The following is a 19,600-nucleotide window of genomic DNA, read 5'->3' as shown; positions in this document are numbered from 1 at the left end:
GAACCCTGTCCTCAACGTCCCCCCACCCGCAGGTCACCGTCGTCATGGCCACCCAGCTCAAGCCGGAACGCCTGGACTACCTCGTCGAGATGCACGCCAGCCTTGCCCGGCAGAGCATTCGTTGGCAGGCCGTGATCGCCCTGGACGGTGCGAACCCCAGGCACCTGCCTGCCCCGCTCGCCGCCGATCCGCGCGTCCGAGTCCTGGAGCTGCCCCGTCCCGTGGGCGCAGGTGCGGCCCGAAACCTGGCACTCAATCTCGTCGACACCGACCTGGTGACCTACGTGGACGACGACGATGTCCTCCCCGACGACAGCCTCGCCGTGCGCTATCAGCGCATCACGGAAACCGGTCTCGGCTGGATCGCAGGGTGGAGCGCCGACCTCCAAATGGACGGCTCCGCCACCACCTGGCACTGCCCCACGCCCCCGGGACTGCACGGCCCCGGTGACGTGACGCGGTACTGGACGTCGCCGCACTCGCCGATCCCGCTCGGGCAGACCATGCTGCTGGCCCGTACGGACCTGGTGCGGGCCGCCGGCGGGCACGGCGGGCTGCCCCAAGGGGAGGACTTCCTCATGGTGAACACCGTGACGTCGCTCTCCGCTGGAGAACTGCTCCCGCACGTGGTGTATTTCTACCGAAAGCACCCTGCACAGATGACGGCCGGCGGACCGGTGTTCGACCAGTACGAGGAGCAGTGCAGGACCTTCGCCTGGCAGCAGGGGCGCCGCCTGTCCACCGCCCTGCTGGCGCTTCACCAGGAGCACGCGAAGGCTCCAGCGTGACGGGCTTCGTCGAGCACGGGGCGGCCGGCTACCTCGTGCGGCGGCTCGGCGAACTCGCCGACGACTTCCCGGTCTCCGCCCATGGTGTCGTGCCGGGTGTGCTGCTCGATCACATCGGGCTGCTCGCGGCCCACCTCGTGTACGCCGCAGAGTGGGCCCGCGCCCGCAGCGACACGGACGACTTCCCCCAGGCACCCGGCTCGCTCGACCCGTTCCTGGAAGCCACGGACGGCATGGCCCGCGCCCTGGCCCTTCTGGGGGAAGCCGCAGCCCAGATCGCACCCGACACGCGGCCCACCACAGGGTGGTCGTACGCGGGCGCACTGCGCGCGCCGTCCCCCGAGCAGGCAGCCACCCTGTACACACAGGCCCGCGAAGTCCTGGACATCACCATTGCCCGGCTCCGCAACACCTCCCGAGGGACGCTCCCTGAGCGTCCGGGCGGGCCTGCCAGACTGCACGTCCGCCTGGCCGAAGCACCCTGCCCCACCGCGACGCCCTCACTCCGGGTCCGATAGCACCCCAACCACCCTCATCCTTCAGGTACTTAGAGGAGCACGCCATCGCCGCGTCACCTTCCGGCTCCGACCCGCAGTGGGTCACTCTGAGCCCCCACTACCTGGCGGCAACTCCGCCCGCCGATCACCGCACGTACCTTCATGCCTTCGCGGAGATCACCGGATGGAAGGCCCACGAATCCGAGCACAAGCTCACCGTGGCCAGCCCGTGCGACCGCGTGGTCATCCAACACGACCAGCAGGCCCAGAAGACCGGCCAGCACCTCACCATCACCGCCCGTAGCGGCCTCGACGGGAAGGACCGCTGGCGGGCCGCCATCAGCGGCGTCGTGCCGGTCGAGTACCTTCTCCACCTGACTCTTCAGGTGCACCACGAACTCGATCTGGACCCGGACTACGTCGTCTACGGGCTGGACAGCGGTCCCGGCCCCGAGCCCATACTCCTGGACGTCGACGAGGACTCCTGGGACATGGAGGTCGACGAGGACTTCTTCATGCTCGGTTCCGCCGACGGCATCGTCACCGTGGCCAACCGTCGGGACGGCAGCACGATGCAGCTGGCGCCCGACCCGGACGTCTCCTGGCACATCGGGGCACACGGCCACAGCCTGGGCATGAAGGCCCTGTGGCGCATCACCTTTACCCAGGACACCCCGCTTGCCATCGTCAACGCCACCCTCGACAGGGTCCTTGACGGCTCCCCCGCGATCCGCGCGATGCCGACTTCTCTGCCACCCGGGCTCCAGCCCCACGTGCGCGTCCAGCGCCTTCCGGCACCGCCGGCGCCTACCGCGAGGGCGTCGTTTCGCCCCACCCCTCCGAGCACCGCTCCCGGCGGTCCCAGCCGATGACCCACCGTCCGCCGGCCCCGTGGCCATCCCGTCCGGCAGTCAACTCCACTTCACCGGAACAGAAATGAGACATCTACGTCCTCCGACCTGCCCCACCTGTACATCGGCACCCACCCCACGTACGGCTTCGTCGCAGCATCCGGCCGCCCGCTGACAGAGCACCTGAAGACCTGGCTGCTGGAGCGCGTCATGTTCGAGCCTGTTCCCGGCACCGATCTCCACCGGCTGAGCGAACCCAGCCAGGACGGCATGCGCCGCGCACGCCAGGCGGTCAGCGACATCCGCAACCTCGGCATCCGGGTCCAGGCCGACTTCGTCCTCGACCCGCTGCTCACCCCGGACCTGAGCGGCCCAGCCCTCGGCTCGGCGCCCAACGAGCGGCTCGTACGGATTGCACGCGCCGCGACCGCCCACACCGCTCGCCGCACCGCGCCGCCGATCGTCACGCCCGGCAACTCGGCCGCCTCCTCCACGCCCCGCCCACTGGCAACATCGCCCTCGCCCGGCGGACGAAGTCGCTGAGCCGTGGAAGCTGACGATCTCTACGTCCACCGGAAACACGGCACCCCCCGAAGCGGAGATCCGGCCCGTCCGTGGGGTCGGCGGGCAGGTCAAAGTCAAGGGCTCCATCGCCTGTTCGCCGAACTAGTCCTACACCGAGCCGGTTTCGAAGCACACCCTGCTCTTCGCGGCTGGTGGTGGCGCCTGCCCTTCGACGGGGTCGCACCTGGGAGAACCAGCAGGCGAGTTACGCCGCCCGCATCCGCACCGCAACCCGCCACCCGGTCACCCTCGACCCAGCCTTATCGGCGCTCCGGGCCGCTCCGCCCCGCGGGCTGATGCATCACTCCCGCCTGCCCCCCGCCGGCCAGTCACCACGCCAGCCCTGACCACAAGGAACGCCTTTGGAATCGCCGCCCGTTGACCCCTCGCAGAACCCGGACCAGGCGTTGGCCTTCTTCACAGCGAAGTTCGAGCAACTGCGTGCGGCGCATGCGGAGGAAGCCGACCGGCTCTACACACCACGGGGAGCGCTCCGCGACCGAGGGGCACTCCAGCGATCCCTCACCCTGCGCAACGGTGCCCTCGCCGAGTACGGCACCCAGGTCCTGCTGCCGCACACCGCCGCACTGCTCGCGCAGGCCCGCGCCCGCCTGGACGAGCTGCCGACGGCTCGCCACCATGCCGGGTTGCGACTGGTCCTGGACGACCTCGACTACGCCGCCGACCAGATACAGAAGCTCCTCTCCCTCCCCGGCAACGACGAGAGCGCCGAACAACGGGACCGAGCGTTGTGGCCCTACCTGGAGACCTGGGGCGAACGGAGCATGCTCCTGCGGGAACTGATCCACCACCCTGCGCCACAACCGTTCCCCCAGCTTCCACCCGAGCAGGAACAGCAACTGACCGAGTGGGCCCGCGGCGCCCGAATGCGCGGCAACCTGTCTCCGTACATGTCCTGGTACGACGCCTCCGGCACGCAGATCACGCTCACGTACCAAGAGGGCACCGAGTACATCCCCACCTGTCTGGCACTGGCCGGCGACATCGACGGCCCCGACATGCGCGTGATCGGCGCCTACGGAAGCGACGACCAAGCCCTGGCCGAACTGCCCCCGCCCGTGTCGCCGGGCACCCTCCGGCGGGGCCGCCCCGAAGTCGTCCGCAGCCCTGCGCCACCGGAGGCAGAGCTGCGAAACCTCGTCCGCGACGTGGTCAATGCCCAGAGCAGCTCAGAGTTGGCCGAAGCCATTCACATTGCCACCGCCCGCGATCCGGCACCCAGTGCCGCAGCCGAGTTCTCGACGTTTTTGGCTACCTGCGCCGAATGGGCCGAAGCACTGGACACCCGTGCGGGATCACAGGCAGCTGGACGGCTCCGCCTCCTTACCCATCAGTTCTCCCAGGTCGTTCGTGAACTGAACGCCGTGAGCGAGGACTTGGAGAGCACCGTCTCCTTGCTCCCGCCGCACCGCACGCCGCTCCCCCGGCACCTTCCCTCACCGAAGCCGGCCCTGAGCATCCGCATAACCGACCCTCCGGTCGCCGCCCCAGCCACCGTTCCCGCTGCCCGCCGGCGTTGACCCCCGCCATCACTGTTGTTGGTACACCCGGCTATCGGAACGTGCGGAAAGGCGGGTCAGGTAGCTGCGGGGCGGTGAGGCCCGCCGTGGAGCATGTCGGCAGTCATTGCCCATCGTTCGTGGTCAAGCCACGCACCGTTGATGTGCTGGAAGCTCCGGGCCCGCCTCGCCTTCTTTCCCGCCACCACTGATAGGAGATCCGCCTTGCCCGAAGCACCAGCAGAGCCGTTCATGACGATCCGGCACGCCATCACCGGTGAGATCACCACCACCGGCTACAACGCCGCCGCCCGGCGGATCCTGCTCCAGGACGGCTTCGAGGAGACGCCAGGATGCGCCTGCCGAGCGACGGAGCCCGGTACGGAGCGGACGCACGGGCCTGCTCGGCAGCCAACGAGCTGCTCGTCGACGGCCATTCCCTGCACCTGGACCGAGCCCTCGGTCGGCCGGTGAACGCCGACGGTACGCCCCGGTTCGCCGATGTCGGCACAGTCCGTGATCCGCTCCGAGAGCGGCCAGCCTCTCCAGCGCATCGCCAACCCCGCCCGCACCCGCACCTGTTGAAGGGACCTCGTTTTTGACCACACCCGGAACGCCTACCCGTCCGGCGCGCACCAAGGCCGGCGAACTACGGGCCAAGGTGGCCCGGCTGCTGGCCGACCGGCCGGCGGACACGCTCACCCTCGGGGACATGGCCAGGCAGCTGGGCCACTCCCACGGCGCCGTCCGCAACGCCGCCCTCACCCTGGTGCGACGCGGCGAGGCCGTCCAAGGCAGAGCCGGATCGGAGTTCCGGGCGAACGCGATAACCGCCGCAGCCGCGCGGACCGCTGTGATCAGCCCGCCGGGCACTCACTCTCCCCGCGCCCAGGCGGCCACGGCCCGCACGACCATTCCCGCAGCAGCCACGCCCCGGCAGAGCGGCCCGATCCGCCGCGCGGGGGGCCAGCTCTACCACCCCCGGGAGCTGGCCGATCTGCCCGACGTCGAGGCGTTGAATCGCTTGCGTGACGCCGACGTGCCGGTGCTGCTGTACGGCCCTCCGGGCACTGGCAAGACGAGTCTGGTCGAGGCGGCGTTCCCGGACCTGCTCACCGTCGCCGGTGACGGCGACACCACGGTCGGCGACTTGATCGGCGAGTACACACAGGCCGACAGCGGAGGCTACGTCTTCCAGTACGGTCCGCTGGTCACCGCGATGACCGAGGGCCGCGCCCTGCTGATCGACGATGCCACCTTGATCTCCCCGAAGGTCCTGGCGGCGCTGTATCCCGCGATGGACGGGCGCAGGCAGATCCAGGTCAAGGCCCACAAGGGCGAGACCATCAAGGCCGAGCCCGGCTTCTACGTGGTCGCGGGCCACAATCCGGGCGTCCACGGAGCGATTCTGACGGAAGCGCTCGCAAGCCGGTTCAGTGTGCAGATCCAGATCGGCACGGACTATGACCTCGCCCTGGCGCTGAAGATCGATGCCCGGGTGGTCCGGGTCGCCCGGCACCTCGCCCACCAGGTCGAACTCGGCGAGCTGGGCTGGGCCCCCCAACTGCGAGAGCTGCTCAGCTACCAGAAGACCGAGGCCGTCCTCGGCACCAAGGCCGCGCTCGCGAACCTGGTCGGCATCGCCCCTCTGGAGGATCGCGACGCCGTCGCCGCCGCCGTCATCAAAACTGCCGGCGTCGCGAAGGTCGCGCCCCTGACCCTCGGCAAGCAGCTCCCTGCCTCAGCCGCCCGGCAGCCCCCGGGCAGTACCGGCTCCGCGCACCGGGGCCGCTCGCGATGAGCGCCCACCGCCACGTCCAGTCCCCCGTCACCACGCCGGACGACGACGCCGACATCGCGCGATGGGACGACGACGGCGCCCCGCCCGCACAACCCCGCTCCTCCGCCGCGGCGTGGGTTCGCGTGGGAGCCGAGCTCGGCGACCGGCTGGTTGCCCTCTCCGGCCGCCAGGACCTCCTCGTCACCTGCCGCCCGGGCACGCGCAGCGGCGCGCCGGCCGCGTACTTCCCCACACTGGGCGAGGTCGAGTTCGACGCCGGCCTGTTCGCCCCGCTGAAGCCCCACGAGATCCATCCGCGGATCGTTGGCGACGAGGAGCGGTATCCCGCCGCCTGGGGAGTGTTCGTCCACGAGGCCGCACACGCGGCCCACTCCGTCTGGACACCGCCTGCCGGAGCGAACCCCCGAGTCGTCGAGGCCGCGCTCCTTCTGGAGGAGAGCCGTGTCGAAGGCGCACACCTGATCACGCGGCCCACGGACCGCACGTACCTGCGCACCAGTGCCCGAACCCTGGTCATGCCCGACATCGCCCACCCCACCCTCCAGGGCATCGAGCACGCCGCCGCCGTGGCGGCCCTGATCCTCGCCCGCCGTGACGTCGGCATCCTGGACGCCGGCGAGACCCGGGCCGTCGCCGACCTGTGCGAAAAGGTGCTGGGCGCCGATCTGCTGGCCACCCTCACCCGCATCTGGACGGCAGCCCACCAGTGCGCCGACCACGACGCCACGACCATGCTCGCGCACGGTCAAGAATGGTGCGACGCCCTGGACATCGCGGCCCCCGCCCTGCCCGTGCCGGAGAACCTCACCGATCTGCTGTCCGACGCCGTGGCGGTCGTCATGGACCGCACGGCAGCCACCGACGCCGCCGACCTCGCGGCACAGGACGCAGCAGCCAACGCCGTGGCCGCGCAGTCCAAGGCGCAGGCGCAGGACCGCGCCCAGCGGGCCGGCCAGCGACGCAAAGCCGCCGCCACCGCCAAGTCGGTCTTCAACACCCGTGGCACCACCGTCACCCCCGACGGCAAACCGGCGCCCCGCGACAACCCGGTCACCGGCACCCGCAAGCCCACCTCCGCCGAACAGAGTGCCGCCGCGCGCCTGAGCCGCGCCCTGCGTGCCGCCGCCTACCGCGAGCGGACCGAGGAGCGGACCACCAGCCCCACCCCGCCCGGCCGCCTCAACATGGGTCGTGCCCTCGCCCGCGACGCCCAGCGCGCAGCCGGTTCCGTCCCCACCGCGGAACCCTTCACCCACACCCGCCGCCAGAACTCCCCCACCCCGCCACTGCGTGTGGGTATCGCCGTCGACGTCTCCGGCTCCATGCATGCCGCCTGCGCGCCCGTCGCCTCCGCTGCCTGGATCGTGGCACGCGCAGCAGCCCTGACCGACCCCGACTCCCGTACCGCCACCATCGCCTTCGACGAGCACCTGACCGCGTTGACCCGGCCCACCCACCGAGCACCCACGCTCGTGACGACGTTCCACGCCAACGGCGGCTCCCACAACCTCGGCGACGCCATCGACGCACTCGACCACGGCCTTGAACTCAGCCGCCCGGGCGCCGGCCGCCTCCTCGTGATCGTCACCGACGCCCGGTACGGCAGCGACGAAACCGCTCAAGCCGTCACCCGCGTAAAGCAGCTTACGACCGCCGGCTGCGCCGTACTCCAGCTCACCCTCACTCCAAGGTCCCTTCACTTGCCGGGGACCACCTTGCTGCACCTGCCCAAGCCCTCCAGCGCTCCCGCCGCCATCGCCACGGCGGCCACAGACGCCATCCGCAGAACACGCTGAGACGACCCAGAAGACAGAAAGCAGGAACAACGTGGCAGTTCAGACCGTCTGGTCTATCGACCATGCATGTGGGCACGCCGACGAGCGTGATCTCTCAAGCCGCCCGGCCGACAAGCGGGCCTCCTTTGCCCGCTGGCTCTCCGCCCAGGACTGCACCGACTGCTGGCGGGCCTCCCGCGAGCGCACTACGGTGCCCACGCAGGAATGGCTGGCTGCCAAGCGCGCCGAGGAGCAGCAGGCCGCTGCCGACTGGGCTGTCCAGTACGACATGCCGCCGCTCGAAGGGTCCGCGCGGGCGGTCCCGTGGGGCGAACGGTGCCGCCACGAGTTGGTGGTCGCGGCGTACACCTCGCTCGTCGTCGAGGGGGCCTGGGGCGACGGCGACTGGGCGCTGACCGAGGAGAAGATCCGCACCGTCCTGCGTGCCGGATGGTGGATCGACCAGCGGGAGGCAGCAGGCACTGACCTGCCCGAACTCCTCGATGCGGCGACGGTCAACGACCTCGGGAACGAGAACCCCTTCCGTTGAGCGAACGCTTTATAGCGCGGAATTCCTGATTTCGGAAAGCAGGGATTCTCCGGAGGATTGAAGTAATCCCCCCAACGTCCCGCGCCCCGTTCGTGGAAGGTCCCGCCGTGCCCGAAATCTCGCCCCGCTCCCGTCCGCCGTACATCCCCACGGACACCGTCACCCCCGCCCGCCACATCACCCACGAGCACTTCAAGCCCCGCGACACGATCGTCGTCATCAAGGGCGTAGCCGGCGGAGAGCTCTACGGCGACCAGATGACGGTGGTGACCCCGTCCTGGCACACCCCCACCGACGAGGACGGCTGGCGGCTGCGCAACCCGGACGGCGGCCAGCACACCTACATCACCGCGCACCCCCGCTACCTCGTGCACACCCCCCGCAGATGCGCGGACTGCACGATCTACCTGCGCGCCCTGGAGGACCTGCTGCTGCCGCCCCTCACCGGGGACCAGCAGATCGACTGCGGGTGGTACAGCCTGACCGCCCTCGACCAGCTCGTCCACGTCGACGACACCCGGAACAACAAGTGATACCGCGCCTTCACCCCCGCACCCACACTCCGCACGACCCGCTCGGCGAGGCCCTGGGCCGCCCGGTATCGACGGACGAGGGCCTGACGGAACACACCGTCGTCGCCCACTGGCCGGGCCTCGACCTCTTCACCGTGGACGACGAGCAGAAGACCTGGACTTCCGCCGAGTGGGCCGGGCACCTCGTCGACCCCCTGCTGCAGCATCCGTTCCCGGCCAGCCCGAAGGATGACCGCGGGGCGATCCTCCATCTTGACATCCGGCTCCACCCCGACGACCGGGAATTGACCGGCCCCGAGTGGGCCGAGGCCGCCCATCGTCTCGCCCGCACCGCCGGCATCGAGGTTCCCGGGGACGACCGGGGCTGCCCGTGGATCGCAGTCCAGGGCCAGACCCAGCGTCTGGACCTGATCGCCAACCTGATCCGCCTCGACGGCGCTTGGAACGACCTCCCGACTAACGTCGGGAAACACCTGTCCGCCGAGGCCCGCCGTCTGGAACTGGACCTGCGTCTCATCCCTGTGCAGACGAGGCCCCTGCCGCGGACCGCCACCCGGCCCCTTCCCCCGGCATCCGCCCAGCTGGCATCGCTCTTGACGCAACTCACCAAGGAAGACGCCGGCCTGCTGCCCCAGGTACGCCAAATCGTCGAGCACGCCTCCCGCGCCACGGAACAGCTCGGCCCCCCTGCCGACGACTCCGCACAGCGACTCGACTGGGCGGCACGGCGCCTGTACCGCCTGACCGAGGACGTCGCCGAGATCGCCTCCGCTCTCGCACCGTCAACGCCTACCACCACCCCTGCGCTACGGCAGACGGCCGTCACCCTTCCCCTCTCCCCGGCGGCTCCTGCCAACGGGCGCAGCCGATGAACGGAGTAACCCGTTTCCCTGTACGACCGCCACCTCGACATCCGCCGTGACCCGCATTCGGAGGAGGTGCTAGCCCGGGGCGGCGACATCGAAGCCGAGGCCCTCCTCCAGCGCAAGGGCTTCATCCCCGTCGTCCGGGCCCACGACCGGTTTCACCGCCTGCCTCATGGCCTGGACGTGGAGGAGGAGGTGCGACGGGCCTCTCGAGCGGTGGCGCTGCTGACCGGCCTCGGCTATCACGTCGATCACGAGGTAGCCTTCGCCCCCACCCGCCGGGAGCTGCACGACCTTCCGCTGGGTGCACAAGTCGCTTCCCTCGCCCAGGACATACGTGCTGGCGAGCACAGCGAGGACGTCACTGCCGCTCTGACCGAACTCGTCGCTCCGGGCGACGGCGTACTGCCGGCGGTCGTCACAGTCCTCACCGCAGCAGCAGAGTTCCTCACCGGCCTCGGCCAGGATGCCGACCCCCACCATGCCAACCGGCTTCGCCAACTCGGTGAATACATCGAGCGGGTGGAGCGGGAGGTCGGCGAATACCGCAACGACTTCGCCGACCGCCACATGGCCCACCCCCTCCGGACTCCGTGCGCACCCGTCGCCGCGAACGAGCGCGAAGCATCGGTGAGCTGCTCCTGCCCTCTGCCCGCCAAGCCGCCTCCGGCTGCACCTCCCCCGCGCCGGCGTTGAGGACGACCCACCAACCGGTCGCTCCACATGCACCTCCCGGCCGGCCTCCCCACATAAAGCCCCTCTCTCGGACTCCCTGTCGCACGACACCCGCCTGGATCACGTCCGCAGGCCGGTAGTCGAACCGGGTTATCGCCTCGATCATGAAAGCGCCTTCGCCTTGTCGACCACCCCGCCCGTCCCGCGCTCGGCTCCTGCCCGTCCCGTCCTGGCGCAGCGGCACGTCGCCCGCCTGCTGATCGGCACCCTCGTGGGGCGACTGCCCACGGGCATGGTTCCGGTCGCTCTCATACTGCTGGCGTCTGGACAGGGCGGATCACTCACCGTGGGTGGGCTGTTGTGCGCGCTCTACGGGCTCGCCTCCGCGCTGGGACAGCCGCTGCTGGGACGCCTCGTCGACCGGCGCGGCCAGACCCTCGTCACCACCCTGGCCGTCCTCACGACGACGGCCTGTCTGCTCCTGCTCCCACTGCTTGGCTTCACCGCGCACCCGGCGTACACCGCGGGACTGGTGGTCCTCGCGGGATTGAGCACCCCGCCGCTCGAAGCGGGGCTGAGAGCACTGTGGCCGGTAGTGCTGCCCGACCCGGTGCAGCAGCGCGCCGCGCTCGCTCTGGACACCGGCTCCCAAGGGTCGATCTTCGTCGCCGGTCCGCCGCTCGCCGCCGCCCTGTGCGCCACCGCCGGTCCGACCGTAACGCTCGTCGTCAGCGCGGGCCTGGGGCTCCTGGGCGCCGCCCTCGTCGTGACCGCACGCCCCTCGCGGCAGTGGAGACCCGCACCCGATGCCGGTACGAACGGAATGCTCGGCCCGCTGCGCCACCGGGGCCTGCGCAGCCTCTTCCTCGCCCTGGCCGGCACCGGGTTCGCGCTCGGCGCGCTGAACGTCTGGGCAGTCTCCCGAGCCTCCGCCTACGACCTGAACATGCTGACCGGTGTCATCCCGGCCGCCCTGTCGGTCGGCAGCCTCCTCGGTGGCGCCCTCTACGGCCGCCGCACCTGGCCCGGCTCCCTGGCCGCCCAGCTCACCTGCGCCGCCACCGCGTTCGCCGTGGCGTGGCTGCCGCTGGGCCTGGCCGACGGACCGCTGCCCGCCATGCTCCTGCCCGTGCTGCCGGGCCTGTTCCTCACGGCCACCATCACCTCCGCCTTCCTCCTCGTGGACGCCCTCGCGCCCGCCGGAACGCTCACCGAGGCGTGTGCGTGGCTCATCGCCGCGGTCGGCGTCGGACAAGCCGCCGGCACCGCAGTGGCGGGAGCCGCCGCCGACCAGCCCTTCTACGCCGCCACCCTCCCCGCCGCAGGAGCGCTCGCCACCGTCTCCGTCCTCCTCATCGCCCACCGCTCGCTCGCTGTCCCCGGCTGGGCACCCCGCCGGGGCCGCCACCGCCGCGTCACCCCCCGCACCGCGTGCCTCTGACCTCGACCAGGAGAAACCCTGTTGACCACCCCCGGCCGTGACCTGCAAACCTTCGCGCAGGAACTCGCCCCGCTCCTTCCCGGACCGCACTGGCGAGCCGAATACACCCGCTACAGCCAGTACGAGGACCAGTTCCCGTACGAAAGTGGGCTGTGGGACACCAACCACCTCAGCGCCGCCGTGGCCGACCTCGTCCTGGAGGACGGCGCCGTCCTCACCCAGGAGGCCACCGGCACCCGGCTGTACCTCATCCGCCGCCCCCGACACCCCGACCAGTTCCTCATCGGCGCCTACGCCCCCGAGGTGTTCAACGTGGACGCGTACACCAACGTCGACGCGCCCGACGGAATCGCTGTGCCCGACCACGCGCCCACGGCCGCGGACGCCATCGCCCAGGACTTCCTCCTGCGGTATCAGGCAGCCCTGGACCAGGTGCGCCGAGCACACGCAGGCCAGGCACCCGACGAAGTGATCATGACGTGGTACGCCGACGGCGCTCTGGCCGCCCGCGCCGCGAGCGGCCCCGCCATGAACGTGCTGATCGCCAACGGGTTCCACTACGACACCGACGAACGCGCCTACGTCCTGCCGGACACCGAGCCCGCCGCCCAGGTCCGCCTCGTCCAGAAGATGGGCGCGCAGCTGACCCAGCGCGGCATCGGGCTCATCATGCGCCACCCGCCGAAAACGGCCCTGCCGGAGTTCAAGGTGGCCGCGCCTCCCGCCCGTACTGCCGTCCCCTCGGCACGCCGCCGCTGACTTCACCCGCCGCCTCACGCCCGCAGCACCCGACGGCTTCCTCCCTGACCCCCTAGAGGTGACCACCATCAGCAACCCGCAGCACCCCGCTCCTCCCGCGATCTCCGCCTCCCGCACCCCGCGCCTGGCCGTCGCGCTCTTCCGCCGCTACCTCCGCGCCTGCACTGCAGGAAGCGCCACGCGCACCAACCCACTGGCCACGGGCCCCTTCGGCACACTCGACGAGCACCGCCGACTGCTGCCTGCGCACCCGGCCCCTGCGAGGTCCGAATGAAGCGCAAGGCCCAGGGCTGGGGCGCGGCCAACGAGCAGCCCCAGCAGCACTATCTCGTCGAGCCCCGGCACCTCGCGGGCACCGGTGACGTGCGCTACCTCACCGAGTACCTGCGCATCGTCGGCTGGAAGAACCGCTCGAAGGCCGGCGGACCGCTCGTCCTCACCAGCCCCGACCGCAACATCCGCCTGGGCTTCGATCCGTACGCCAACCCGGCCGGGTGGAGTGTCTCGTCGCGCGCGACCAAGACGCAGCCCGCCTGGCAGGCCACCCTGACCACCCATGTCCCCGTCGAGATCATCGCCGGCCTCACCGACGCGCTCGCCCAGCCGCAGGCGCGGACCGCCCACGCGCCCAACGTGTGGGAGCCGCTCGCGGCGCAGAACTGGTCGACCGCCCAGGGCAAGCACTTCACCGCAACCAGTCCCGACCAGACCGCCATGGTGCAGTACCACCAGAGCGGCCCGGACACCGCTCACTGGTGGGCGGCGGCCCGCACCGAGCACGGCCAGGTGTGGGACGTGATCTTCAGCCAGCACACCCCGATGCACCTCGTCCAGAGCTTCACGGCCTCGCTCGCCGCCCCGTACCCGCTGATGCGCCCGCGCGGCGCGGTACCGGCCACCGACCGCATCCGCACCCGGTCGGTCTCCGTACTGCCCTCCGAACTCAGCCGCTTCCAGCAGGCACGTCTCGCCAGCGCCCGCGCTGCCTCCTGGGCCCGCAACTCCTGGGTCCGGCGCGACCCCGCGTATGCACAGCCCCCGCGGACGTACGCCTCGGCAGGCACCGGAGGTCAGCGCCGGTGAGTTCTCGACACGTCCCGTACATCTTCAGCAACGCCAACCGCATGAGTTACCAGAACGCCACCAGCCCGCGCCACGCCGCCGGCATGGGAGACCCCCGGCACATCACCCGACCGCTGCGGGCCGCGGGCTGGCACAACTACTCCGAACTCGACTTCCCCCAAGTCGTCCTGGCCAGTCCGGACGAGCACCACACCCTTGTGCTGGACCCCGAACCCAATGATCACAGCGCCTGGTGGCGTATCCAGGCACAGCTGCCCGGCAACAACCACTGGCACGTCTCCCTCGGCGGCGCGACGCCCGTGGAGGTCATCGCCGGATTCACCGACGCCCTCATCCGCCCCGAACCAGCCAAGCCTCCGGAGCCGGACTCCCTGTGGGTGCCCTTCGTCGAGGCGGGCTGGACGTTCGCCGAGAACCGTGATGGTGATGAACGTACCGGCGTGCATCCGGACGGCATCATGCACATGCGCTGCCGGGCGGACGACTTCGATCTCCTCGACCTCCCCGACGAGGGCAGCACGCTCTGGGATGCGGAAGCGAGGGTGCCAACCGGGGACGGCGGATATCACTCCCTGTGGCGGGCTTACTTCAGTGTGAACACCCCACTGCACCTCCTCGCCGGATTCGCCGGGGCGCTCGCCAGCACCGAGCCGGTGCAACGGCCCCGCTACGAAGTGCCGGACACCTCGCTCGTCACTCAGGTCCGCACCGGTCCGCAGAGCGAGGAGCTTCTCGTCGCCCGCCGGAAGCGCGAGGCGCAAGCGCGCGCTGTGGGGCGCGCAGAGCGAGCAGCCAGGACGGTGGCCACCCGGCAGCCCGGAGCCTCCTCCGCTCGCCCGCACCCTCCGCACGCGCCCGGCCCTCGCCGTACGCGCTGACGACTTCACCCTTCACACCCCCTGGACCCGTCCCGATTGCCCAACTCCCCCAACTCCAGCGACGGGTACGACTTCGCGCTCAAGATCTTCCTCGGACTTGCCGCCGTCGCCGTTCCGCTGGCCCACCTCACCTGGCTCACAGGCAACATCACCGCCTGGCTCACCGAGACCCCCCTCGCCCCGTACGCGCCGACCGAGGCGCTCCTGCACCCCGACCGGCTGTGGCCCACCCTCGGAAACACCGCCGTCCTCATCGGGGCACGCATCGTGCCCATCCCCCTCCTCCTCGTCCTGGCCGGACTCGGCGCCCTGCTCTGGTCACGACACCGGCAAGCCGGCGGGGGCAAGAGGAAGCGCATCGACGGCATGGCGAAGCCGAGGGACATCCAGCCTCTGCTCGCCAAGCAGATCACCGACAAGGCACGCAGCCTGCGACCGAGCCTCAAGGACGCCAAGACCATCGCCCCCCAGGACACCGGAGTGCTCCTGGGCAACGTTCAAGGCACCAAACACGAAGTCCGCATGGGCTACGAGGACGTAGCCGTCGCGGTGATGGCCCCGAGATCCGGCAAGACAACCACCCTGGCCATCCCCGCAATCCTCAACGCCCCCGGCCCGGTACTGCTCACCTCCAACAAAGCCGCGAACGATGCGTACACCAGCACCATCGAAGCCAGGACGAAGGTCGGGCGCACCTGGTCGATGGACCCGCAGCAGATCGCCCACGCCGACCGCCGCATGTGGTGGGACCCCCTGGCCAGCGCCAAATCCCTGGAAGGCGCCGGCCGCCTCGCCGGCCACTTCCTCGCCGCCTCGGTGGACGCCTCGCAGTCGAACGACTTCTGGAGCAAGGCCGCCTCCAACGTGCTCAGCCAGCTGATGCTGGCCGCCGCGAACGACAACCGGCCGATCACCGACGTCATGGCGTGGCTCGCCTACCCCGCCAACCGTGCACCGCTGGACATCCTGCGCGATTACGGTTTCGCCGGAGTCGCGGCCCAGCTGAAGGGCACCGTCGAAGGCCCGCCCGAGACGCGCGACGGCATTTACGAGACGGCGAGGCAGTACGCCGCCGCCTTGCTGAACACGGAGATCGCCCGCTGGGTCACCCCGCAGGACGACGTCCCGGAGTTCAAGCCGGAAGAGTTCGTCTGCTCGACCGACACCCTGTACCTCCTGTCAAAGGACGGCGGAGGCGGAGCCAGCGCACTGATCGCTGCGTGCGCGGACGCCGTGATGCGCGCCGCGACCGTTGAGGCGGAACGTTCCGGCGGACGCCTGGACCCGCCGATGCTGGCGATCCTCGACGAGGCCGCCAACGTGTGCAAGATCAGCGACTTGCCCGACCTGTACTCCCACCTGGGCTCCCGCGGGATCATCCCCATCACGATCCTGCAGAGCTACCGGCAGGGACAGAAAGTCTGGGGGGATGCAGGCATGGACTCGCTCTGGTCCGCGAGCACCATCAAGGTGATCGGGAGCGGCATCGACGACCCGGACTTCGCGGACAAGCTCTCCCGCCTCATCGGCGATCACGATGTGGAGACCACCTCGACCTCGCACTCCGACTCCGGGAAGTCGACCAGCATCTCCATGCGCCAGGAGCGCATCCTGCCTGCCGACGCGATCCGCGCTCTCCCCAAGGGCTCCGCCCTGCTCTACGCCACCGGCATGCGCGTCGCGATGCTCGACCTGCGCCCCTGGTACAAGGAGCCCGGCGCCGACGAGCTGTCCGCCGCCTCCGCACGCGCCTCTAAGGCGATCACCGCCCGCGCCATCAACAAGTCGACGCCCACGCAGGCCGACTTCAAGAAGGCCGCATGAGCGACAGCCGACTGCACCTGGTGCCGGTCCGATCCCGCGAAGCGAAGGAATTCGTGCGGACCTGGCACCGCCACCACCCGCCGCCCGTCGGTCAAATCTTCGCCGTCGGCGCCGCGGACGAAGCCGACACCCTGCGAGCCGTGGCCGTCGTCGGCCGACCGGTGGCCCGACACCTCGACGACGGCACCACCCTCGAAGTCACCCGCACCGCCACCGACGGCGTGCGCAACGCCAACTCCCTCTTGTACGGGGCCTCCTGGCGGGCGGTGAAGGCCCTCGGGTACCGGCGCCTGATCACGTACACGCAGGAAGGCGAGAGCGGCGCATCCCTGCGCGGCGCGGGGTGGCGCCTGATCGCCAGCCGTCCACCCCGTCGCGGATGGCACACGTCCTCACGGCCGCGGACCGGCCACCACAACGACCACATCGCCCGTTACCTCTGGCAAGCCGACTGAACCGCACGACTGGAGACACCCTGCACCTCTGCGAACCCACTGACCTCGACGACTTGTCCCTGCTCCACGCCGCGGACGCCGTAGCCGCCGACATCCGCGAACACCCCATTACGGCCACTCGCGACGGCCTGGTCCACGCCGTGCGGCATGCCAGTCTCCTGTGCCACCTCGCCGACCGAGTAGCCGCTGACGCCGAGTCCCGGCTCATCTCGAACACCGCCCTGCTTCCCTCCACCGAGATTCTCTGCCGGGCAACCGCCCTTCTCGGAATGGCCCTCGGCCACTACGCCCAGGTCTTCGACCCGCTCCTCGCTCTTGTCATGGGCGACCAGCACTCCGTCCAGGAGCAGCTCGACGCGCTGGACCATCACAGCAGCCTGCGAGTCCACCTTGCCAACGCAGCCAAGGCCCTGACAGCAGCTCGTACCGTGCTGGAAACACCGCACAGCGGCCCGTCGACTCCTCCGCACCTCCCGCAACGGCGAGACCGGTGACGTTCCTGCCGCAGGACCGCACACCGGCCGCGCCCCGCGCCCTCGTTGGTGGCCGCGAGCCACGAGCGCGTGAGGTGCTCGCCCCGATGGTCACCCACTTCGGATGGACGCCGTACGAGACCCGCGACCGTCTGGCTGTCGTCAGCCCGGGGAATTCTCTCGCTGTCAGCCTGGACGTGCGACGGCCCCAGCACATGCAGTGGGAGGTGCGCCGCTATGTCCCGCACTGGTTCGTGCAGTTCAGCCGGGGCACCCCCGTCGAAGCCGTCGGTCACCTCGTCTTCGCGCTTCCCCAGCTGGTGGACGACCACCGTTTCGGCGAGAGCATCGGCGCCTTCCCCACGGCAGGGCTCGCCGAAGTCGCCGCCCGCGCCCAGTGGGCTGCCTCGCGGACCGAGGACGGCGTCGCGTTCACCTCGTCAGACGGGCGATGTTCGCTGCGGCACACTCCGCAGGCGATCGGCATCCATACCAAGTGGGCGTTCCAGCACTCCCACGCCGAGGGAACCACCGACTGGGAAGCCCGCTTCACCGCGGGCACCCCCATCCCGCTCGTCGCCCGCTTCTTCACCAGCCTGACGAGCGTCGCTCCGGCCGGACACCCCGCTCCCCGCCTGACCGCCGCCGTGCAGAAGCCGCCTAGAGCGCTTGCCGCCTTGGATCGCTCCCACCCCGGGCCCGGCATGGAGAGACCGTCACGTCCGCAGCACTGACCATCCACCCCAACACAGGCCGCGCCCGGTAGCCGCCTGCTGAATCCTTGGAGCTCTTCTGTCTCTGCTGAACCTGGCCGACGTCATCCTCGGCACGACCGACGACGGCCACGCCACCTTCGCCATCTGTTCCGCCGACTTCGGCCGCACCGCCCACCCGATCCTCGTGGCGTACGACTTCATCCCGTACGAACACGACGGACGCACGGTGTACCAGCTGCCCGTCGGCGACTCGGCCCTCGACCAGTTCCACGCGATGGAGTGCTTCGAAGCCGCATACGCCGGCCTGCTCCGCTGGACGCCGGACATCGTGGCCATGCAGCCCCCCAGCTTCCGCGACCCCGACCTCCCGCCGTTGGCACCCGACGTCAAGCTCGACCTGTCCACGGCGAACGTCACCGCCCTCGCCCGCACCGAGACGGACGCAGCAACTCTGGAGCTCTACGGCTTCACACCGGCTCTCGGTACTTCGGCCTGGTCCCACGAGCTGCCTGCGAGCATGAGCGTGGCGGACAGGCTGAGTGCATCTGTCATGGCGCAGGCCCACTTGTCCAGCACCGGCGCCCTCGTCGAGACGCGTTTCGGGATCCCGGCCCTGCACAGCACGGCGCCCGCCGCGCAGCCTGCCCAGAGCCCACTCGCCCCGACGGTTGCGCGCGTTCCCCCGCCGGCCATCGGCAACGGTGCGCGCCGGTGAACGAATCCGCCGCTACCGATCGCATGTGGGTCTCGCCACGCTACCTGGCCGGCAGTGGCCTGGCCCGGCTGGACGAGATGATCCACCCACTCGTGCGCCAATTCGGCTGGCCCATCAAACGGAACCGCACAGCACGCAGCTTCACCCTCTCCAGTCCCGACCGCTCGATGGCCATCGGCTTCGACCCAAATCGCGCCGACGACTGGTGGACGGTCACGCACCAGACCCCCCGCTGGCAGGCCACCTTCACCCGGCAAACCCCCATCGAGGCCGTCGCCGCCGTCCTGCGCGCGCTTCCCCAACTCAGCGGAGACCAAAGGAGCGTCAAGAGGTACGGACGCCTCACCGATACCAGCCTCGCCGACCTGGCCGAGCAGCACGACTGGCGAAACCGGCCCGGGGAGGCGGGCGTCCGTTTCGCCTCCCCGGACGGCCATTGCATCGTCCAGCAGACCCCGGACGCCGGGAACCGGTGGGTTTTCGAGCACGTGGTGCTCGACCACGCCGACACCCGTTGGGCTGCGACGTTCTCCAGCTCCGCCCCCGAGCCGCTCGTCGGACGGTTCTTCACCAACCTGGCCGGACCCATTCCGGTCGAGCGGTTCCTCTCCGAAGTCCCCCCGGTGCTGCGGGAGGTAACCACCGCACGCGTCACTCCCGTACGTCCCGTACGGCAGACATCCGCCCCGTCTCGTACGGCGCCCGAACCCCCGCAGTCGCACGTCGCCGTCCAGCGGCACCCGCGCCCGCCCGTGAGGCGATAGCACCGCTCGGACCCGGCACCCGGCCCCTCTGCTCTGTTCGCCCCTCAACCCCTGGGAATTCCTTGTTCCGTA

Annotated in this window: 23 protein-coding genes; all 23 read left to right on the top strand. The window is 70.4% G+C overall.

Annotated features, from left to right (window positions below; translation table 11 throughout):
- Nucleotides 1-44: 44 nt before the first annotated feature.
- The 23 genes from ACIA73_RS16250 (at nt 45) to ACIA73_RS16140 (ending at nt 19,528) form a co-directional block, all read left to right on the top strand.
- Entirely contained in the window at nt 45-788 is a 744-nt protein-coding gene (locus ACIA73_RS16250; RefSeq protein WP_399439151.1) for a glycosyltransferase, read from the top strand.
- Nucleotides 785-1,306, top strand: coding sequence for a hypothetical protein (locus tag ACIA73_RS16245; RefSeq protein WP_399439150.1), 522 nt, complete (start codon nt 785-787; stop codon nt 1,304-1,306). The genes ACIA73_RS16250 and ACIA73_RS16245 overlap by 4 nt, the downstream gene beginning before the upstream one ends.
- Before the next feature lie 197 nt (nt 1,307-1,503).
- Nucleotides 1,504-2,157 carry a DUF317 domain-containing protein gene (locus ACIA73_RS16240; RefSeq protein WP_399439149.1) on the top strand — a complete coding sequence of 218 codons (654 nt, stop codon included), beginning with the start codon at nt 1,504-1,506 and terminating at the stop codon, nt 2,155-2,157.
- Nucleotides 2,158-2,346: 189 nt separating this feature from the next.
- Nucleotides 2,347-2,679, top strand: coding sequence for a hypothetical protein (locus ACIA73_RS16235; protein WP_399439148.1), 333 nt, complete (start codon nt 2,347-2,349; stop codon nt 2,677-2,679).
- A gap of 383 nt (nt 2,680-3,062) precedes the next feature.
- Complete coding sequence (locus ACIA73_RS16230; protein WP_399439147.1) at nt 3,063-4,241, top strand: hypothetical protein; 1,179 nt, start codon at nt 3,063-3,065, stop codon at nt 4,239-4,241.
- Between the two features lie 231 nt (nt 4,242-4,472).
- Entirely contained in the window at nt 4,473-4,694 is a 222-nt protein-coding gene (locus tag ACIA73_RS16225; protein WP_399439431.1) for a hypothetical protein, read from the top strand.
- A gap of 187 nt (nt 4,695-4,881) precedes the next feature.
- Complete coding sequence (locus tag ACIA73_RS16220; RefSeq protein WP_399439430.1) at nt 4,882-6,021, top strand: AAA family ATPase; 1,140 nt, start codon at nt 4,882-4,884, stop codon at nt 6,019-6,021.
- A complete protein-coding gene (locus ACIA73_RS16215) occupies nt 6,018-7,817 on the top strand; it encodes a hypothetical protein (protein WP_399439144.1) in 1,800 nt (599 codons plus the stop codon). Before ACIA73_RS16220 ends, ACIA73_RS16215 begins: the two co-directional genes overlap by 4 nt.
- 31 nt (nt 7,818-7,848) lie before the next feature.
- A complete protein-coding gene (locus tag ACIA73_RS16210) occupies nt 7,849-8,346 on the top strand; it encodes a hypothetical protein (protein WP_399439143.1) in 498 nt (165 codons plus the stop codon).
- Nucleotides 8,347-8,453: 107 nt separating this feature from the next.
- Nucleotides 8,454-8,879 carry a hypothetical protein gene (locus ACIA73_RS16205; protein WP_399439142.1) on the top strand — a complete coding sequence of 142 codons (426 nt, stop codon included), beginning with the start codon at nt 8,454-8,456 and terminating at the stop codon, nt 8,877-8,879.
- Nucleotides 8,876-9,751 (top strand): relaxase/mobilization nuclease, encoded by an 876-nt coding sequence (locus tag ACIA73_RS16200; protein ID WP_399439141.1) that lies wholly within the window; start codon nt 8,876-8,878, stop codon nt 9,749-9,751. The genes ACIA73_RS16205 and ACIA73_RS16200 overlap by 4 nt, the downstream gene beginning before the upstream one ends.
- A 66-nt stretch (nt 9,752-9,817) precedes the next feature.
- Nucleotides 9,818-10,441: a hypothetical protein gene (locus tag ACIA73_RS16195; protein ID WP_399439140.1), complete on the top strand. Its 624-nt coding sequence runs from the start codon at nt 9,818-9,820 to the stop codon at nt 10,439-10,441.
- 160 nt (nt 10,442-10,601) lie between these two features.
- Nucleotides 10,602-11,861 (top strand): MFS transporter, encoded by a 1,260-nt coding sequence (locus ACIA73_RS16190; RefSeq protein WP_399439139.1) that lies wholly within the window; start codon nt 10,602-10,604, stop codon nt 11,859-11,861.
- Between the two features lie 21 nt (nt 11,862-11,882).
- Nucleotides 11,883-12,620 carry a hypothetical protein gene (locus ACIA73_RS16185; RefSeq protein WP_399439138.1) on the top strand — a complete coding sequence of 246 codons (738 nt, stop codon included), beginning with the start codon at nt 11,883-11,885 and terminating at the stop codon, nt 12,618-12,620.
- A 58-nt stretch (nt 12,621-12,678) separates the two neighbouring features.
- Nucleotides 12,679-12,894 (top strand): hypothetical protein, encoded by a 216-nt coding sequence (locus tag ACIA73_RS16180; RefSeq protein WP_399439137.1) that lies wholly within the window; start codon nt 12,679-12,681, stop codon nt 12,892-12,894.
- The gene (locus ACIA73_RS16175; protein WP_399439136.1) at nt 12,891-13,703 is read left to right on the top strand and encodes a DUF317 domain-containing protein; all 813 of its coding nucleotides are present in this window, start codon (nt 12,891-12,893) and stop codon (nt 13,701-13,703) included. Before ACIA73_RS16180 ends, ACIA73_RS16175 begins: the two co-directional genes overlap by 4 nt.
- Complete coding sequence (locus tag ACIA73_RS16170; RefSeq protein WP_399439135.1) at nt 13,700-14,581, top strand: DUF317 domain-containing protein; 882 nt, start codon at nt 13,700-13,702, stop codon at nt 14,579-14,581. The genes ACIA73_RS16175 and ACIA73_RS16170 overlap by 4 nt, the downstream gene beginning before the upstream one ends.
- A gap of 36 nt (nt 14,582-14,617) precedes the next feature.
- The gene (locus ACIA73_RS16165; RefSeq protein WP_399439133.1) at nt 14,618-16,405 is read left to right on the top strand and encodes a type IV secretory system conjugative DNA transfer family protein; all 1,788 of its coding nucleotides are present in this window, start codon (nt 14,618-14,620) and stop codon (nt 16,403-16,405) included.
- Entirely contained in the window at nt 16,402-16,860 is a 459-nt protein-coding gene (locus ACIA73_RS16160; RefSeq protein WP_399439132.1) for an XF1762 family protein, read from the top strand. The genes ACIA73_RS16165 and ACIA73_RS16160 overlap by 4 nt, the downstream gene beginning before the upstream one ends.
- Nucleotides 16,861-16,913: 53 nt before the next feature.
- On the top strand, nt 16,914-17,354 hold the full coding sequence (locus tag ACIA73_RS16155; RefSeq protein ID WP_399439131.1) for a hypothetical protein: 441 nt from the start codon (nt 16,914-16,916) through the stop codon (nt 17,352-17,354).
- Nucleotides 17,351-18,067 (top strand): DUF317 domain-containing protein, encoded by a 717-nt coding sequence (locus tag ACIA73_RS16150; RefSeq protein ID WP_399439130.1) that lies wholly within the window; start codon nt 17,351-17,353, stop codon nt 18,065-18,067. Before ACIA73_RS16155 ends, ACIA73_RS16150 begins: the two co-directional genes overlap by 4 nt.
- Nucleotides 18,068-18,233: 166 nt before the next feature.
- The gene (locus ACIA73_RS16145) at nt 18,234-18,764 is read left to right on the top strand and encodes a hypothetical protein (RefSeq protein ID WP_399439129.1); all 531 of its coding nucleotides are present in this window, start codon (nt 18,234-18,236) and stop codon (nt 18,762-18,764) included.
- Nucleotides 18,765-18,787: 23 nt separating this feature from the next.
- Nucleotides 18,788-19,528 (top strand): DUF317 domain-containing protein, encoded by a 741-nt coding sequence (locus ACIA73_RS16140; RefSeq protein WP_399439128.1) that lies wholly within the window; start codon nt 18,788-18,790, stop codon nt 19,526-19,528.
- Nucleotides 19,529-19,600: the final 72 nt, after the last annotated feature.

This window comes from Streptomyces sp. NPDC051561 (assembly GCF_044454195.1).
Classification (GTDB): domain Bacteria; phylum Actinomycetota; class Actinomycetes; order Streptomycetales; family Streptomycetaceae; genus Streptomyces.
Note: the sequence above shows the minus strand (reverse complement) of the source record. Positions and strands in the feature narration are given on the sequence as shown.

What these genes read in the sequence shown, in the direction of transcription:
- ACIA73_RS16140 (WP_399439128.1), top strand. Translation starts at nt 18,788, where the DNA reads ATGTGGGTCTCGCCACGCTACCTGGCCGGCAGTGGCCTGGCCCGGCTG.
- ACIA73_RS16225 (WP_399439431.1), top strand. Translation starts at nt 4,473, where the DNA reads ATGACGATCCGGCACGCCATCACCGGTGAGATCACCACCACCGGCTAC.
- ACIA73_RS16160 (WP_399439132.1), top strand. Translation starts at nt 16,402, where the DNA reads ATGAGCGACAGCCGACTGCACCTGGTGCCGGTCCGATCCCGCGAAGCG.
- ACIA73_RS16250 (WP_399439151.1), top strand. Translation starts at nt 45, where the DNA reads ATGGCCACCCAGCTCAAGCCGGAACGCCTGGACTACCTCGTCGAGATG.
- ACIA73_RS16175 (WP_399439136.1), top strand. Translation starts at nt 12,891, where the DNA reads ATGAAGCGCAAGGCCCAGGGCTGGGGCGCGGCCAACGAGCAGCCCCAG.
- ACIA73_RS16215 (WP_399439144.1), top strand. Translation starts at nt 6,018, where the DNA reads ATGAGCGCCCACCGCCACGTCCAGTCCCCCGTCACCACGCCGGACGAC.
- ACIA73_RS16235 (WP_399439148.1), top strand. Translation starts at nt 2,347, where the DNA reads ATGTTCGAGCCTGTTCCCGGCACCGATCTCCACCGGCTGAGCGAACCC.